Annotated in this window: 14 protein-coding genes; 4 read left to right on the forward strand and 10 right to left on the reverse strand. The window is 62.8% G+C overall.

The genetic code is table 11. The features are described 5' to 3' along the window. Window positions 1–129: 129 nt before the first annotated feature. The 10 genes from RB2654_RS21120 to RB2654_RS21165 form a co-directional block, all read right to left on the reverse strand. Complete coding sequence (locus RB2654_RS21120; protein WP_008335668.1) at window positions 130–1,176, reverse strand: DUF7146 domain-containing protein; 1,047 nt, start codon at window positions 1,174–1,176, stop codon at window positions 130–132. Then, window positions 1,173–5,570: a strawberry notch-like NTP hydrolase domain-containing protein gene (locus RB2654_RS21125; RefSeq protein ID WP_008335670.1), complete on the reverse strand. Its 4,398-nt coding sequence runs from the start codon at window positions 5,568–5,570 to the stop codon at window positions 1,173–1,175. The genes RB2654_RS21120 and RB2654_RS21125 overlap by 4 nt, the downstream gene beginning before the upstream one ends. 126 nt (window positions 5,571–5,696) lie before the next feature. Then, window positions 5,697–5,996, reverse strand: a complete 300-nt coding sequence (locus RB2654_RS21130; protein WP_008335672.1) for a type II toxin-antitoxin system RelE/ParE family toxin — start codon at window positions 5,994–5,996, stop codon at window positions 5,697–5,699. Next, window positions 5,989–6,261: a type II toxin-antitoxin system ParD family antitoxin gene (locus RB2654_RS21135; protein WP_008335674.1), complete on the reverse strand. Its 273-nt coding sequence runs from the start codon at window positions 6,259–6,261 to the stop codon at window positions 5,989–5,991. The genes RB2654_RS21130 and RB2654_RS21135 overlap by 8 nt, the downstream gene beginning before the upstream one ends. Window positions 6,262–6,290: 29 nt before the next feature. Then, entirely contained in the window at window positions 6,291–6,935 is a 645-nt protein-coding gene (locus tag RB2654_RS21140) for a hypothetical protein (protein ID WP_008335676.1), read from the reverse strand. 106 nt (window positions 6,936–7,041) lie between these two features. Next, window positions 7,042–7,518 (reverse strand): DUF6915 family protein, encoded by a 477-nt coding sequence (locus tag RB2654_RS21145; RefSeq protein WP_008335678.1) that lies wholly within the window; start codon window positions 7,516–7,518, stop codon window positions 7,042–7,044. Between the two features lies 1 nt (window position 7,519). Next, the gene (locus RB2654_RS21150; RefSeq protein WP_008335679.1) at window positions 7,520–7,903 is read right to left on the reverse strand and encodes a DUF6878 family protein; all 384 of its coding nucleotides are present in this window, start codon (window positions 7,901–7,903) and stop codon (window positions 7,520–7,522) included. A gap of 77 nt (window positions 7,904–7,980) precedes the next feature. Continuing rightward, the gene (locus RB2654_RS21155) at window positions 7,981–8,277 is read right to left on the reverse strand and encodes a hypothetical protein (protein WP_008335680.1); all 297 of its coding nucleotides are present in this window, start codon (window positions 8,275–8,277) and stop codon (window positions 7,981–7,983) included. A gap of 116 nt (window positions 8,278–8,393) precedes the next feature. Next, window positions 8,394–8,774: a DUF3768 domain-containing protein gene (locus RB2654_RS21160; protein WP_008335689.1), complete on the reverse strand. Its 381-nt coding sequence runs from the start codon at window positions 8,772–8,774 to the stop codon at window positions 8,394–8,396. Between the two features lie 126 nt (window positions 8,775–8,900). After that, on the reverse strand, window positions 8,901–11,072 hold the full coding sequence (locus tag RB2654_RS21165; RefSeq protein ID WP_008335691.1) for a ParB/RepB/Spo0J family partition protein: 2,172 nt from the start codon (window positions 11,070–11,072) through the stop codon (window positions 8,901–8,903). Between the two features lie 299 nt (window positions 11,073–11,371). Here RB2654_RS21165 and RB2654_RS21170 point away from each other — a divergent pair, with 299 nt between their 5' ends. The 4 genes from RB2654_RS21170 to RB2654_RS21185 all read left to right on the forward strand — a co-directional run. Then, on the forward strand, window positions 11,372–12,439 hold the full coding sequence (locus RB2654_RS21170; protein ID WP_007803223.1) for a helix-turn-helix domain-containing protein: 1,068 nt from the start codon (window positions 11,372–11,374) through the stop codon (window positions 12,437–12,439). 149 nt (window positions 12,440–12,588) lie between these two features. Then, entirely contained in the window at window positions 12,589–13,053 is a 465-nt protein-coding gene (locus RB2654_RS21175) for an excisionase family DNA-binding protein (RefSeq protein ID WP_007803221.1), read from the forward strand. Continuing rightward, window positions 13,050–13,619, forward strand: coding sequence for a PIN domain-containing protein (locus RB2654_RS21180; protein ID WP_007803220.1), 570 nt, complete (start codon window positions 13,050–13,052; stop codon window positions 13,617–13,619). Before RB2654_RS21175 ends, RB2654_RS21180 begins: the two co-directional genes overlap by 4 nt. A gap of 295 nt (window positions 13,620–13,914) precedes the next feature. Continuing rightward, window positions 13,915–15,528 (forward strand): ISL3 family transposase (locus RB2654_RS21185; protein WP_422908288.1); only part of this gene is annotated, 1,614 nt, incomplete at its 3' end.

Here is a 15,528-nt window from a genome sequence, read left to right on the forward strand (position 1 = left end):
GGCGCATTGCTGTCCGGGCGAGGAGCACTCTGCTCCGACCCGCCGGTCCATCGCTCCTCTTTTCCAAACGGGTTCAGATCGAACCCGCGGAACCTTTGCCCTGTCGGACGTCACTTATGGGGCTGGCGCTCACCCGTCCTCGATCTCCAGACCTTGTACTTTCATGGCCTCAAGCAACGACCGGCGCAGCGCATCTTTGCCAAATGCCCGCAGATCGTCGTTGAAATCGCCCATGTTTGGCACGAGACCACCACAGGCAATACCAAGCGATTCCAGTTGGTTACGCAGTCTCAGTGATGCGGTTCGTCCCGCTTCGTCATTGTCCCGCGCGATCCAGATACGCTTGATCCCCGGCGGCGGGATGAAGAGGCCGAGATGGGTGGCAGTGAGACAGGAGGCGAGGTCAAACTCGGAGAGAGCCGTGCCGACCGAGAGGGTGTTCTCGAGACCTTCACCGACGATGAGATCGCTGCGCGCCTTGCCGGACCAGAAGCGGATGGCATGGCCGTGCAGCTGTCCGAGGATCCGCTTCGGGCTCTCGATCTCGGCCAAACCGCCGGTGGACGGGTCGAGATAGAAGCGTGCGCAGCCGGTGATCTGGCCCCGATTGTCGGTGATCTTCGCGAGCAGGGCAGGGGCCCTTTGCGGCGGATCGGCGTCGTCCTCGCCCTGCCGCAGGAAAACCCGCGGGTGATAACGCAGCGCCGGACCCAGCCGTGTGATCCCGCGCCCCTGCAGATAGGTGGCAGCCAAGGTGCCGAGAACCGGCTTGCCAGCGGCAAAGAGCTTCCGCGCCCGCGCAATGCGTTTGCTAGAGGCAGCATCGGGGCACTCAGCCCTTTGGGTGTCACAAGGTAAGGAAGGGCAGGGGGCCTCGCCGAGAAAGGACCGGGCCTCCCTCAGCGTTTCCTTGAGCGTGACCGAACCAAGCCGTTCATGCATCAGGTCAATCAGATCGCCATACTCACCGGTCGCGAAATCGGTCCAAGATCCGGCTTTGCGCCCACCCTGAGCTTGCAGCCGGATGGCGAGGCTCTGACCCTTTGCGCCCGAAGTGTCGCCAACCTGCCAATAGTTGCCCTGCTTGGACCCCTCGGGGAAATACTGGCGGCAGAAACTCTCGGCGCGGTCTGCAAGATCAGCCGAGAGGTCTGCGATGCTGCGCCGCGCGCTCATGCGGCTGCATCCGCTGCGCTTGCGCCAACCGGATGCGCGGCAAGGACCCGCGCCAGCACCTCGGTGCAATCCACCGGGATGAACACCCGCGTCTTCCACTGGATCACCTCGGTGAAACAGCCCAAGGCCTTCAATGCGGGCAGTGCCGCGCCCGACGCTCCGATCAGCTCGAGCCTCGGCTGTCCCATGACCAGAGAGCGACGCAACTGGTAGCCCCCAAGCAGGCTGAGGGTCGTCTTCGCGTCCATGACCGCGCCGAACACCTCCTGCGGCGTCATCTCAATCTGGCAGTCGAGACCAAGGCGCGCATAGACATTGAGAAGCTGTTCCTGGCTGACCAAGCGGCCGATGGCGCGCTCCCCGTCCTCGGTCTGCAGACGATAGATCCGCATGTTGTCGGCGGGCAGCCGGTCCCAGATCGGCAGGAGGAGGCCGCAGATCAGCGTGATCTTCGATGTAGTGAACTCCGGCACCGCGTCGACCTCGGCCTGCCAGAGCTGCTCGAACATCGCATCATCGATCTCTTCCCAGTGCGACTTCGAGAACTCGGTCAGCGCGAGGATTTCGGTCGCCATGGGCCGCAGGAGCTTCACCCGCAAGATCGGCACGCCATCCTCGTCCATGAAGGCCGGCGCTTTCACCATCAGGGCCGCGCGTTTGGAGGTCTTGTTCCAGCACAGCGTCGCGCCTCTTGTGTCGGCGCAGATGGCTTTGACGCGGGGCAGAGTGAGCGGATCGTTGCGATCGATACGCTCCACGGTCAGCGCAGTTGCCGTCGCGCCCGTCGCCTCATGCTCGAAGATGACCTTGCGATCAACGATCTCAAACTTCTCGGCGCGCAGGGTCTCTAGCCCGACATCGAGGGTGCCTGCCTGACGCGCGTCCTCAATTATCGCCGAAAGAAACCCGCCGAAGGCCTCGAAGATCGCGTCCTGCATGTCGATGCGGAGCGCGAGGCAGCGGTTCAGGAACTGCTGGATCGGCGGCAGGGTTTCCTTCATCGTGCCATCCGCCTCATCGAGCGTCAGCCCGGTCATCTCCTGGAACCTGGAGTAGGAGCAGGCGTCGATCTTGCCCGCGCGCAGCTTGTAGAAGAACTGCCGCAACGCCGCTCGTGCATAAGGGCTCTCGAGGTTGTCCTCGGCGCGGAACATGTTCTGCCCACCCGTCTCGCGTTGCCCCTTGGTGATGGCCCCGAGCGTATCGAGGCGGCGGGCGATGGTGGAGAGGAACCGCTTCTCACCCTTCACGTCTGTGGCAACGGGGCGAAAGAGCGGCGGCTGCGCTTGGTTCGTGCGGTTGGTACGCCCCAGCCCCTGAATCGCATTGTCGGCTTTCCAGCCAGGCTCAAGCAAGTAATGCACCCGGAGGCGCTGGTTCTTTGCACCAAGATCGGCGTGGTAGCTGCGCCCCGTGCCACCGGCGTCAGAAAAGATCAGGATGCGCTTGGCGTCATCCATGAAGGCCTGGGTTTCGCCGAGGTTGGAGGAGGCGGCTCGGTTCTCGACCTTGAGCCGCCCTTCACGCGTCCTCGCGATGCGCCGCTTGCGCCCCGTGACCTCGGCCACCGCATCGCCCCCGAAATGCCACAGGATCTGATCGAGCGCGCCCTGCACCGGGGCAAGGGCACCGAGATGCTCGACAAGCTCATCCCGCCGCCGCTCCGCCTCACGGCAGATAATCGGATTGCCATCACCATCGAGGGCGGGACGCGAGCGTAGGTCGCCGTTCTCGTCGGAGTAGGGCTCGAAGAGCTGCGTCGGGAAGCTGTGCATGAGGTAGTCCATGATGTTCTCGCGCGGCGTAAAATCGACCTGCAGGTCGTCCCACTCCGAGGGCGGGATCTCTTCGAGGCGCCGTTCCATCACCGCCTCGCTGGTCGAGACCACCTGAATCACGGCCGAATGCCCCGCGGCCAGGTCCGCTTCGATCGCATGGATGAGCGAAGGGCATTTCATGGCGGTGATGAGATGATTGAAGAAACGCTGCTTGTTGCTCTCGAAGGCCGAGCGCGCAGCGGATTTCGCCTGGGGGTTCAGCGTACCGGTCTCGGAGGAAATACCCGAGGCCTGAAGGGCGGCCTCCAAGTTGGTGTGGATGATCTGGTAGGCATCGGCATAGCTGTCATAGATCGCGATCTGTGCGGGCGTCAGCTCATGCACCAGCATTTCGTATTCGACCCCGGCATAGGAGAGGGACCGCGCAAGATAGAGCCCGAGCGCCTTCAGATCGCGCGAGATCATCTCCATGGCAGCAATGCCCCCGGCCTCCATCGCGGCAACGAACTCGGCCCGCGTCACGAAAGGGAAATCACCCGTGCCCCAGAGCCCGAGACGGGAGGCATAGGCGAGATTGCCGACCACCGTCGCGCCGGTCGCTGAGACGTAGAGCACCCGGGCATCGGGAACGGCATTTTGCAGCGCGAGGCCAGCAAGGCCTTGTTGGGATGCCTTCTTGTCGCCGCGGTCGGACTTTTCGCCGGCGGCATTCGCCATGGCGTGGCTTTCGTCGAAAGCGATGACCCCGTTGAACCCCTCGCCAAGCCAGGACGTCACCTGATCGAGGCGGGAGGCTTTCCCGTCGCGTTCAGCAGAACGCAGGGTGGCATAGGTGACGAAGAGGATGCCCTCTGGGAGACGGATATCGCTCCCCTGGCGGAATTTCGAGAGCGGCACGATATCGCTTTCACGCCCCCCAAGCGCCATCCAGTCGCGGCGCGCATCCTCGATGAGCTTGTCGCTCTTCGAGACCCAGACCGCGCGGCGTCGTCCTTGCAGCCAATTGTCGAGGATGATGCCCGCGACCTGCCGGCCCTTGCCGCAGCCCGTGCCATCGCCGAGGAACCAGCCCTTGCGCAGGCGAAAGGCACCTTCGTCATCCTCAGACGCTGCCATCAGCTGACCTTCGATCTCGCCGCGCTTGAACCAGCCCTTGAGATGCGTCTCGTGGGCATTGCCCGCATAGATGACGCTTTCAAGCTGCGGCGCGGAGAGGAGACCGTCCGCGACGAGGGTCTTAGGCAGCATTGGGCGGTAGGTCGGGACAGGCGGCGGGACAGAGGCCATGGCCGCGGATTGCACGAGTGCGGTCGGATGAGCGGCCGCGCCGTCGATCCGGATCGATTGCAGGTCATAGGCTTCGTAGACCGTATCCTGCAGCGCGCCCTCGGGTTCGCTCCAGGCTTTCGGCAGGTAGTCGAGCGGGGCCGTGTCGATGTCGTCGAACGGGTGCTTCGCGCGTTCCTCGGCGAGGGCGCGGGTTTCTTTGCGTGCTGCGTTGCGCAGGGCGTGGAGGTTGGTGCGGGTCGGGCGAGGTGGCACCGAAAGAGCCGCGCCAGTGGGGCAGGGCAGGGGGTTGCGGCGCGCGGGACAATGGGTGAGTACTACGGAGAGAAGATCACTCGTGGTCGCGCAGATCGGATGATAGGCGGCGTCAATATCAGCCGGTGCGGTCTCTTCAGCACCAGCCACGCGCTTGTCGATCACCGTCAGCCTCGTGTCGATCGTGGTGCCATGCCGCGCGAAGACCTTGCCGTCGATGGCTGCGGAAAACACCACGTCAGCGCTTTGCCTGATCCGCTGAAACGTAGGCTGGAAACTCTTGGTGGAGGGACGGAAACTCTCGCCGGTGATGACAACGAGACGCCCACCGGGCGCGAGGCGAGCAAGGGAAGACAGAACATGTTGGCTGGTGGCCTGCCGGAACCGGCCTTCGACGTGGCTAGCGGCCGAGAACGGTGGGTTCATCACGATGACCGAGGGCGTGATCGACCGATCCAAACGGTCGTCGATCGAGGCGGCATCGTGTTCCGAGACTGCAGCGTCGGAGAAAAGCTGCTCCAGCAACGCGCGGCGGGTCTCAGCGAGCTCGTTCAGCGCCAGGCGAGCGCCTGCGATCCGGGCGAAGATCGCCAGCATGCCGGTGCCGGCCGAGGGCTCGAGCACGAGTTCGTCGGCCCGAAACCCCGCCGCCTGCGCGACGATGGCTGCGAGCGGCAGAGGGGTCGAAAACTGTTGCAGACGGATGCTGTCTTCCGAGCGCCGCGTGTGAGAGGGCGCCAAACCGGCGAGGCGTTCGATCATGGAAAGAAAGGCGTGCGGCGTAGCCGCCTGCCGCTGTATCAGCGCACCGTAGCGCGAGAGCATCAGGATCTGGGCGACCTCTGCGGCCTCATAGACGTCCTTCCAGACCCAGGCACCACTGGTGTCGCTGGCACCGGAAGCTTCTTCCATCGCGGCGCGCAGGGCAGCGGCGTCGATGGGCTTGCCCGCCTCGAACTGGGGGACGAGGGTTTTCGCAGCCAGCAAAAGGTTTTGGGCGAAGCGCGAGGCTTCCGAGCGGGCAGGGGTCTCGGCCTCGGGCGCAAGCGGGACGGAATGGGGGTGAGCGTTCATCGGCAATCTCCGGGGTTGAGGGTTGGCCCCAAGCCCCGCGCGCACTCTCTCACCCGGGAGGGGTCACCCCTCCCGCCCTGTCTCTCGCTCTTTCATGGCAAAGCCCCGGTGCAAATTTGCCCGTTATCAGGACGACCGCAGATGCCTCGGCACGTCCATGGACTGATGCAGGACCCGGATCACGAATATCCTGTCCGGGTCCACCTCGTAGAACACGAGGTGCCGACCCGTGATCAGTTTACGCGCACCCTGCTGGAGGTCGGAGCAGTCCGATCCCATTTGCGGGTTGGCGATGAGCCCCTTCAGGGCACGATCGATGTCGTCGAGATAGCGGTCCGCCTGCGCCGCGCCCCACTGTCGATCTGTCTCGACCCAGATGTCGACGAGATCGGATTTTGCCGCCTGGGAGTGATGGATTTCACGCATCAGAAGCGCCAGAGCGGCTCCGCGCCTCGCGCTTGATCTCATCCATGTCAAGCGGACCGGCGTCACCGGATTGTTTGCCCTCCATCAGCGCAACGCGAAGCCGCGCCCGCTGACCTTCCTGCTCCTCCATCAGGCGCAGAGAGGCGCGGATCAACTCGCTGGTTGACCCGTAACGCCCCTCTTTAAGCATCAGGGCGATGAATTCGTCCCAATGGGGGCCAAGTGTGACGCTTGTGCTTGCCATGCTCATCTCCAGAATACGCATGAATAAGATATATGAGTATTTCGGGCATTTCAACTCGGGGGTGGGCTTGCGCCCTGTTCGGCGCCGGCAGGTCTGTGCAGCTCTCGCAAAGTCAGGTGATCTACAAATGCTCGTGCCTCGGACAGGCAGTCCAACTCATAGTGCCCGAAGAACCCCCAGCAGGCATCGACCTCCTCGCCGTCACGCTCGACGACATAGCCATAAACCTGGCCGCCGAGGTAGGCATCGAAGGTGACGATCTCAGCGCGCAGAATGTTTTTGGCCTTTTCGCGCATCGCCTTGGTGACGCGTTTCACGCCGAACTCTTCCCGGACCGCGTCGAGCGTCACGTAGACATAGCCGACTTGGCTGGAATCCCACGGGCAGTGAAACCCGATCGTGTTCATCGCGAGACCGGAATGATCGTAGAGAAACACGGGCAATAAGATCGCCTTGCGCTCGGCGCGCTCGCGCAGCTGCTCAATCGAGAGGTCGCTCTGGTCTGTGACGCCCGAGAGATCGCGCAGGAGCGCATCTGGGCTGTCGAAGGGATGGCTGTCGCCCAGCCGATAGCGCCGGTGCCAGCAGATCAGTTTCCCGAGGTTGGACCACTCCCTCGGGCTCTCAGTATCCGGGTCATGGTAGATCTTGATGGTATGGCCTTGGTAGGCCTCCTCGTAGACAGGGTCTTGCATTTCGATATCCTTTCTTGAAACGCAATCGACCCGCCGAGCCGGTTGAGGCCGCAGGCGGGTCGATTTGGACGTGGTCAGGTGGTCGGCGAGTTTGCCGTCCGGTGGATCAGGCAGCAGCGCGGTTCTGACGATCTTGGATGTGCTCAACCGAAACCTTCAGCAGCCAGTCCTCGAAGCCGAGAATGGTCTGGTGATTGACCACCGCCGCGACCCAAACTGCGCGCGGATCGCCAACAATCTGTGTCGGGTCGTTGTCGATCCGGCCATTGGCCATCCACGGCTCTGGCTGGATGCGCCCGAGCCAGTCCGCCAGCGACGGGATGCGTCCTTGGCAGTCTTCGCGCACATGCTGCTCGCCGATCCAGCGGATGGGAACAACCCGGCCCGCGCTGTTGGTCAGGCTGCGACCGAAGTGGCGTTCAGCATCATAGATCCCAACGGTATGATGTTTTTGGGCTCTGTGAACAAAGAGACCTAGGTGCTCTTTGGATGAGTCAAACCAGTCATGCACATGCTGGTAATCGTTTGGCACACCGCCAAACTTTCGGGCTGAGCTTTCAGCGTGATGGAGGGGGTGTGCCATGTCAGAGCCCCTCGTGTTCAGTGGTGTTGGTCTCGATGTAACGGTTCGAATGACTGACATCGATCTTGTCAGTCTCAAGCGACCAAGTCAGTTCACCATAGCCGCCCTCGTTGTTCTCGAACCCGGGGCACAGGGCATAGGCGAAGTCCCAGCCGAAATCTTCGGCCCGGCGCCGCAGGTCTTCCGTCAGGATGATCGTGTCAGGGGTCACCACGACATCCTCGACATTGCCGGAATCGCCGTAGCCTTCGTATTGCACCTCGATGTTCGTTACGCCGAGGGTGCGCAGTTCGGAAAGAAGCGTCGCGCGGGTTTCTACCCGCTGTTCGGCAGCACGCCTCTGGGATTCGAGTATCTGCGCGTAGAAATCAGTCTCTTGTGTCATGTCTTTGATCCTTTGGAATTGAGGAAATGGGAGGGCGACCATTACGCGGGGTCGCCCAGGAAGTTTCCTGCGGGGCTTCAGGCCGCAGCGTCGCCGCGGTCTTCAGCCGTCCGATCTACCAGGTTGAAATAGAGGTTCTCGGTCGCGCGCTTGAACCCCGGCGGTTTGCGCGGGGCGAGACAACGCACCGAAGCGCTGCAGCTCTCGCCGTGCTCCATTGCGAACTGCGTCACCTTGTCGATCAGGTCATCCATTCCCGCGGCCTGGATGCGCTTTTCGGGGTAGCTCGCCATCATCTGGAACTGAGTGACAACGAAGGCGCCATCGCGATGCGCGGGATAGAGGGTAATCTGGTAGTCGAGTGTCTTGGCCATCTCTGGTCTCCTGTGGCGGGCCGGACGCGGGTATCGCGCCCTTTGGAACCCGCCAGCCTGAAAGGACCGCCCTTTGTGCAAGGGCGGTCCGGGGCGGTGACTAGGGATGGGGGGCGTCAGTATTCCGACGGCAGCAGCAGGGTCAGGACCCGACGCGTTTGCGCAAGGTCAGAGGGCTCGGGGGAGCCGTATTGGTAGTCGACATCGTACAGGTCGAGTTTGAACCAGACCGTCGTGTCCTCAAGCTCAATGACACCCATCTCGTGCCAGCCATGGGGGTCGCTGTCGGCAATGAAGGTGTCGAAAGCGGCGACGCGGCGGGTGAGTTCCAGCTGCACATCGAGCCCAAGCGCCGCGACGCCGCGTGTCATTACGAACTGGCCCTGCGGGGCATCGGCAACTGGGGCATTGCCAAGGATGGTACGGCGAAAGGCGTCATTCTGCGCAGCGATAAGTGCGGCTTCCTGAACGGGGTCGAGGTCGAGTGTGGTGGTCATAGGAATTCTCCGGGACGGGCCAGCTGATCCGTTATCGGCTGTGGTCAACCCGCCAGCCGGAAAGGGCCGCCCTCGATGTGAGGACGGCCCAGAGATCATGTCAGGTTCAGGTCGGTGGTCGCTTCGTCAGGCAGCATCCCCACTGAGGAAGGCTGGCAAGGACGACGGTTCGTCGTTCTCGGCATCGATCTGAGTATCTGAGGCGGGCTGGTCGCCTTCTTCGGCCTCGGGCACATCGTCACCCATGTCGGCGTCAGCGTCCATCGCACCGGCAAACGCCATCCCGTCGGGCAGCCAGCGCGTCGTCTTCGCAACCGTCGCCGCGCCGAACCCTTCCGTCTCGCCGGCGGTTTCCGCGAAAGCCCGCTCCATCGCGGCCGCGATATCGCCCTTGCGCTCGCGATTGCGATCTTCGGCGTAGTCCTCGCTGATCAGCTTGAGCGCAGTCGCGACTGCATGGCCCTTGTTGACTCGACCCCAGTAGTTTTGCGCGGTCGGGCGCCAGCAGGCCGCCACATCGACATCAAGCCGCGCGCCAATCTCCTCGATGATTGGGGAGGGGCGATTGTCGGAGGAGAGCTGCGGCTTTACCGCCAGACCCGTCGCCCAGGCGAAAAGCGCCTGCTTATCGGCAAGAGGCAGCGCCGACATCACCCGGAAGTCCTCTGGTTTCTCGAGCTTCATCCAGTCGGTGGCGAGGTCCTGTTCCAGTGCCTCGAGCATTTTCTGGGCGACAGTATCCGCATGCAGCACCTCGCGGTCTTGCGCCTGGAAAGGCCGGATCGAGATGTCGAGCGCTTCGTTGTTGTAGGACCGCCCCAAAGCCTGTTCGCAGAGCGCGTAGAGCATCGCATCGAACGCCACCTCGAAATCCGCCGCCAGATGCGCCCGCAGGATGTGCTGACGCGTCGCGCGCAGATCGTCGGCGAGGCTCGCCGAAATCCCATCCGCCTTGCGCAAGGTCGCCGCCGGATCGGAGGTTGGCACCGGCGTCGAGGAGGTTGGCGGCGTCACGTGCGGGCGGGCAGGGGATGGGGCATCACCCGCTTCAGCACTATCCTCGCCCGGCTCGGTCGCAGCGGGGATATCTTCTGGTCGCACGAGGCCTTTCTCGACACGTAGCGCCCCGTCATGACCGATGGTCAGAACCACGCCCGCGATGGCACGATCTTCGTCCGCGTACGGTTGCCGTTCGCGCTGCAGGGCTTCGATCTCGCGCAAACGCGGCTCGATTGCGTAGTATTCCTCCGTCTCCGCCTCAGACCAATCCTCGCCGTCGTTCTGCGCCGCCAATTCCTCTTCGCGGGCGATGAGACGTTCCTCCTCGGCGAGCAAGTCCGGATCGGGATCGACATCCTGCGGATAGACCCGCCCGAAACTGCGAAACGCGCCGTAGTCGACCGAGAGGTGAACCTCGACCCATTTCCACATCCCCTCAAAAGTCTTGGCCGCAGCCTGCAGCCTCTCGATGGCGAGGCGCTCCAGGAGCTCGGGGTTTTCCATATGGGCGCTGGCACGATCGTCGAAGAGATCGCGCAGCAGAACGCCGCCTGCCGCCTCATACGCCTCGATGCCGACAAAGCGCCCGAGGGCCGAGTTCGCCGAATGCGCGGTCTCAGTCAGCTGGCGTTTGATGCTCTGTGGGTGGATGTGATAGCCGCCCTTCACCGCGTTCCAAACTGCCAGTTGGCGGTCATGGTCGTCGGTCAGCGTGAAAGCCATCACGCATTCGAGGGTCAGATCGCCCGCACGGAATTGTTCGATGATCTCGGGCGCGACACGGGCGAGTTTGAGACGACGTCGCACCAGGTCGACCGAGACGCCGAACTTCAGCGCGATCTCGTCCTCGCTGCGCCCCTCGGCGATCATCGCCTCAAAAGCTTCGAACTGGTCGGCCGGGTGCATCGCCGCGCGCTGGAGGTTTTCCGTGGTAGATGTGAGGATGGCGTTGCGCTCGTCCTCGACGAGGCAGGGCACGGGGTGATCAACTGGGATCACGCCGTCATCGGCGAGCTGCTTCAGCGCCTTGAGGCGGCGACCGCCGGCATCAACCGCAAAACGTGTCTCAGACAGCGCATGAACCACCAGGTTCTGCTTGATGCCGGTTTCGCGAATGCTTGCGAGAAGCTCGGCTTCGACGCTGGCGCTCGGCGCCACCTTGCGAACGTTGAGCGGGCTGGGCTCCAGCTGGTCGAGCGGGATCAGACGAATGTCGGTCGCTCCGTCAGCCGTTGCCGATGCGGCGGCTTCTGTCTTCTTCACGGTGGCGGGTTTCGGGCGGGTTGAGGTCTTGGCCATGGTCAGGGTCCTTGTTACGCCGGACCCGGATGAGACTCTCTCTATCCTATCAAGCCCGGCACCCGGGCTTCCCTTTCTCTGGCTTTTTCCAATTGCGGATCACGTCACCAATCGACCGTTTGTAAATGAATGCAAGGGCGCGCTCTGTGGCGCTGTTCATCAGAAAGCCCTTGGTTTCCATACGCAGAGCGCGATCAGGGAGGTCTCGCGGACCATCGCGCGCGCGTGCTATGTAAGGTGTACAAACGCACTCTGATAAAACCCTTGGGTAAAGCTCAAAATAGCTGTATTTTGCGCATATGAGGCCTGGAACCCCCGCATTGTATGATGAATCCGACGCGCTCGGCATTTATGCTGAGGAGGTCGAACAGGCGTCTGAGGACGACCTGTGGTTTCTGCCCGGTCCGATGGACGACGAGCCGGACTATTTGCCGCCGGGACCACGGGCCGAACCGCGTGAAACCGAGGTCCTCGACGAATGGCGGAAGGCAGAGGGCGGGCAGGCCGCGCGTCTTGCCCGTGTGGCCGGTCGCGTCGGCGCGCTGGACGACCGGTTGAAGCGCGGACCGGAAGGATGGCGGCATCGGCTTGCGCTGATGGAGGCCGCAGATTTGAGCTGGCACACCGGTGACCGCATCAGCCAAGACCGGCTGGCGCTCTGGATCTCGCTGCGCCTGTCCGGTGTCCAGGACGACACGGCGGCGCTGGCGCGAGTCGGATGGGCGATTCGGCGACTGACGGGTGGACCGGGACCGGAGCAGGACCTTTCCGCCTTCCTCGACCGTCGCGACCCCGAGAACATCAGTGATGAGACCGAGCCGTTCGTGGATCGCGCGAGCGGTTGGCTGGATCTGATGGGGCAGGCCACGGACCTGCACCCGATCACTCGCGCTTGCGCGGGCTTTCACCTCTGGCGCCTCGCGGGGCTCGGGCAGCACGACGACCGTATGGAAGCGGCTGTCGCAGCTGCGCGGATCGCGGCCAGCGATGGAAGAGGCGCAGTCTTCACGCCTCTGGCCATGGGCGGGGCAGGGGGACTACGAGCCGGTGGTTCACCGTTCGAACGTCTGGAACGCTGGCTATACGGGATGGAAGCCGCGTGCCTGACCGCGGTGCGGCACCTTGACGATATCGAGGCATGGTCGGCGCGGGCGGAAGCCGAAATGACATTGCTCTCGGGCAGGACGCCGCCGGCCTTGCGCGCAGTGCTGACCGAATGGCCGCTCGTCTCTGCGCCAATGGCCCAGGCCCTGACGAGTGCCAGTCGCGCCGCTGTTCAGCGCAACCTTGCATGGATGCAAGAGCGGGGTCTGATCCGCGAGGTGACAGGACAGGGGCGGTTCAGGATGTGGAAGGCGACAAACTGAAGGTTAGCGTGGGTCTCACCCGCTCACTCGACAGCAGCGATAACCGCGAGCACGCGGCAGGGCGCGCAGAAACTCACCAACACTTAATGCATTTGTTGCACTTATTTCATATATGGTGGTAGAGAACAGAAACCGGAGAGGAGACCACCATGAACATGCTGGCACACCGACATCTTCCGCCCACGCCGCAGGACGCAGCGATTGCGCGCGTCTCTGGCCAGGCATTGTCACGCTTCGCCCAGGCGCGCGCGCCGTTGAAACTTCGTGTGACGGACTCCGAGCAGATGGAGCCGATCGAGCTTCCTGCGGGCGCCGTATCGCTGCTCATGGAGATCCTCGAGGCGATGGCAGCGGGGCGGGGGGTCACCATCATCCCCGAGAACGCCGAACTCTCGACCGTACAGGCCGCTGAGGTTCTGAACGTCTCGCGTCCGTTCCTGATCAAGCTGCTCGAGGATGGTGCCATACCGCATCGGAAGGTCGGCAAGCATCGCCGCGTCCGCATGGAAGACGTGATGTCCTACAAGGCCGCGATCGATACCGAGCGTGAAGCTGCGCTCGATCAACTGGCCGCCGACGCTCAAGAGCAGGACATGGGCTACCGCTCGAAATGAGCCAGTACACGGTCCTGTTCGATGCGAACGTCCTTTATCCCGCGCCGATGCGCGATGCACTGATGCAGTTGGCGGTCACAGACCTTTTCAAGGCCAAGTGGACGGCCGATATCCATCGGGAGTGGATTGATGCGCTTCTGCGCAATGAACCTCATCGGGAGCGCGCCGCGCTGGAACGAACTCGCGACTTGATGGACAGGGCCACACGCGACTGTCTGGTCACCGGCTACGAGGCATTGGTGCCGGCCCTAACACTGCCGGACCCTGACGATCGGCACGTTCTGGCGGCGGCAATCGTTGGGCGCTGTGACGCGATCGTCACGCAGAACCTGAAGGACTTCCCACCAGCGGCACTTGCGCCCTTTGGCATCGAGACCCAACACCCTGACGACTTTTTCCGGAACCAACTGTCTCTCGCGCCCGGTCTGGTCTGTTCCGCGCTGCGGAAAGTTCGCGCGCGCCTCAAGAATCCGCTCAAAAGCGTCGACGAGTATCTCGCGATCCTGACACAGCAGGGGTTGGTCGCCACGGTTGCCGACCTGGAGCAATTCGCCGACCTGCTTTGATCCCAGAACTGCCCTGACTGAATACGTTCTGGCCAGAGTTGTGGCACCCGATCCATCATCACCGCGAGATTTCGCCCGCCAGGACTGCACGCCCGTGGACTGCAAGCGTAGCAGTGAACCTCGGGCAACCGAACTGCCGGATCACGGCGACAATGCGCGCATCGTACGCCGCTTGCCCTATGACGCGACACAGGTCTGACGCGTGAAACTGGCTGTCGCGTAGCCCTTAATTGGGCTCTGCCTCACTTTGTGTGGCGCAACTATCCTGAAACTGGAAAATTCAGGAGGGATAGTTGTGAGTTCGAAGAAGCACTGGTCGCCGGGCAGCGATGTTGCAGTTCAAAGCGTTGAACGAAGTGAATCCGGCGGGTGGATTGTATCTGGCGTCTTGGCACCCAACGGCATTTGCCCAGACTGTGGATTGCATTCACGCCGACGTCATGGCTGGCGGCGTCGGTGGCTGCAGGATTATCCCGCGCATGGAGACGCGGTAACGGTTGATCTCGCAGTTTGCCGTTGGCGATGTTTGGCGCCTGCTTGCCCGCGCCGGACTTTCTCGGACCAGATCAGCTCGATTGCGCGTCCATTTGCACGTCGTACTTCGCGTGTAGGGGAGATTGTCGGCCATCTTGGGCATGCGACAGGCGGACGGCCTGCGGAGCGGTTGTTGCATCGTTTGGGCCTTGGGGTCAGCGATGACACGGTGCTCAGGCAGCTGAAAAGGTGTGCTCAAGGCACCACCGAGGCGCCGACAATCATCGGGATCGACGATTGGAGCTGGCGGAAATCGCAAACCTACGGCACGATCATCGTGGATCTGGAGCGTCGCGTGGTCATCGACATCCTCGAGGATCGAGATGTCGTCACCTGCACCAACTGGCTAAAGCGACACCCCGAGGTGGAAGTGATCAGCAGAGATCGGTGCGGTCTCTACGCCAAGGCTGCCCGGCAAGGGGCACCGCAGGCAAAGCAGGTCGCCGACCGGTTCCATATCGTGCAAAACCTGCGGCAGGCCATTGAGGAACAGATGAACCTTCACGGCCGTGCCACCGGCAGGGCGCTGCTGTCCGACGCCGACAACATCACCGCAGCCGGAAGCCTTCTGAAGTCCCGCCTTGCGCACAGGACGTCCCGGGAAGAGATTTTCACCACCATCCATGCGCTCCGAAATCAGGGACTTTCCTGCAGCGAGATCGGGCGGCGAACAGGGTTTCCGCGTCGCAGCATCGCGAAATGGCTGCAGTTCGAAACACCACCGGACCGCAGGCGGGCCGCTTTGAAGCCGAGTTCGCCATGGTATTTTGAAGAGTTCCTGAGCCAAAGCTGGAAGGAGGGCATTCGAACTGGCAGCGCCCTTTTCAGTCTGATCCAAGAGCGTGGTTACGAGGGGAGCCAGTCGCATTTGCAGCGGCTGCTGGCGGGTTGGCGCAGAGCCGAACAGCAAGCGAGCGATCCCAAGGTAGAACACAAGATCCTGGAGCCGGTTCGGGACCCGGAAACGGGGCACGCGATCTCCCCGGTCATCGCGGCCGCGCTGTGCATCAAACCGCGCGGCAAGCTCACCTCGGATCAGGCGCGTAAAGTCGATGCGCTCAAGACCCGCTCTCCCGCCTTCGTATCGATGCGCAGCCTCGCCATGCGGTTCAATGGTATCCTGCGCGGCCGCGTGGCAGACCCGCTCCCTGCATGGATCGACGACGCGATCGAAACCGACCTGGCGCCCATCGTGCGCTTTGCCCGCACAGTGAACCGGGACTACGAAGCCGTCAAAAACGCCATCGAGATGCCCTGGAGCAACGGCCAAGCAGAAGGTCAGATCAATCGCCTGAAGACCCTCAAACGCGCCATGTACGGCCGAGCCGGTCCAGAATTGTTGCGGGCGAGAATGCTACCGTTCCACCACACAGAT

The sequence above is a fragment of the Maritimibacter alkaliphilus HTCC2654 genome (assembly GCF_000152805.1).
Taxonomy (GTDB): Bacteria; Pseudomonadota; Alphaproteobacteria; order Rhodobacterales; family Rhodobacteraceae; genus Maritimibacter; species Maritimibacter alkaliphilus.

What these genes read in the sequence shown, in the direction of transcription:
- RB2654_RS21120 (WP_008335668.1), bottom strand. Translation starts at nt 1,176, where the DNA reads ATGAGCGCGCGGCGCAGCATCGCAGACCTCTCGGCTGATCTTGCAGAC.
- RB2654_RS21125 (WP_008335670.1), bottom strand. Translation starts at nt 5,570, where the DNA reads ATGAACGCTCACCCCCATTCCGTCCCGCTTGCGCCCGAGGCCGAGACC.
- RB2654_RS21130 (WP_008335672.1), bottom strand. Translation starts at nt 5,996, where the DNA reads ATGCGTGAAATCCATCACTCCCAGGCGGCAAAATCCGATCTCGTCGAC.
- RB2654_RS21135 (WP_008335674.1), bottom strand. Translation starts at nt 6,261, where the DNA reads ATGCGTATTCTGGAGATGAGCATGGCAAGCACAAGCGTCACACTTGGC.
- RB2654_RS21140 (WP_008335676.1), bottom strand. Translation starts at nt 6,935, where the DNA reads ATGCAAGACCCTGTCTACGAGGAGGCCTACCAAGGCCATACCATCAAG.
- RB2654_RS21145 (WP_008335678.1), bottom strand. Translation starts at nt 7,518, where the DNA reads ATGGCACACCCCCTCCATCACGCTGAAAGCTCAGCCCGAAAGTTTGGC.
- RB2654_RS21150 (WP_008335679.1), bottom strand. Translation starts at nt 7,903, where the DNA reads ATGACACAAGAGACTGATTTCTACGCGCAGATACTCGAATCCCAGAGG.
- RB2654_RS21155 (WP_008335680.1), bottom strand. Translation starts at nt 8,277, where the DNA reads ATGGCCAAGACACTCGACTACCAGATTACCCTCTATCCCGCGCATCGC.
- RB2654_RS21160 (WP_008335689.1), bottom strand. Translation starts at nt 8,774, where the DNA reads ATGACCACCACACTCGACCTCGACCCCGTTCAGGAAGCCGCACTTATC.
- RB2654_RS21165 (WP_008335691.1), bottom strand. Translation starts at nt 11,072, where the DNA reads ATGGCCAAGACCTCAACCCGCCCGAAACCCGCCACCGTGAAGAAGACA.
- RB2654_RS21170 (WP_007803223.1), top strand. Translation starts at nt 11,372, where the DNA reads ATGAGGCCTGGAACCCCCGCATTGTATGATGAATCCGACGCGCTCGGC.
- RB2654_RS21175 (WP_007803221.1), top strand. Translation starts at nt 12,589, where the DNA reads ATGAACATGCTGGCACACCGACATCTTCCGCCCACGCCGCAGGACGCA.
- RB2654_RS21180 (WP_007803220.1), top strand. Translation starts at nt 13,050, where the DNA reads ATGAGCCAGTACACGGTCCTGTTCGATGCGAACGTCCTTTATCCCGCG.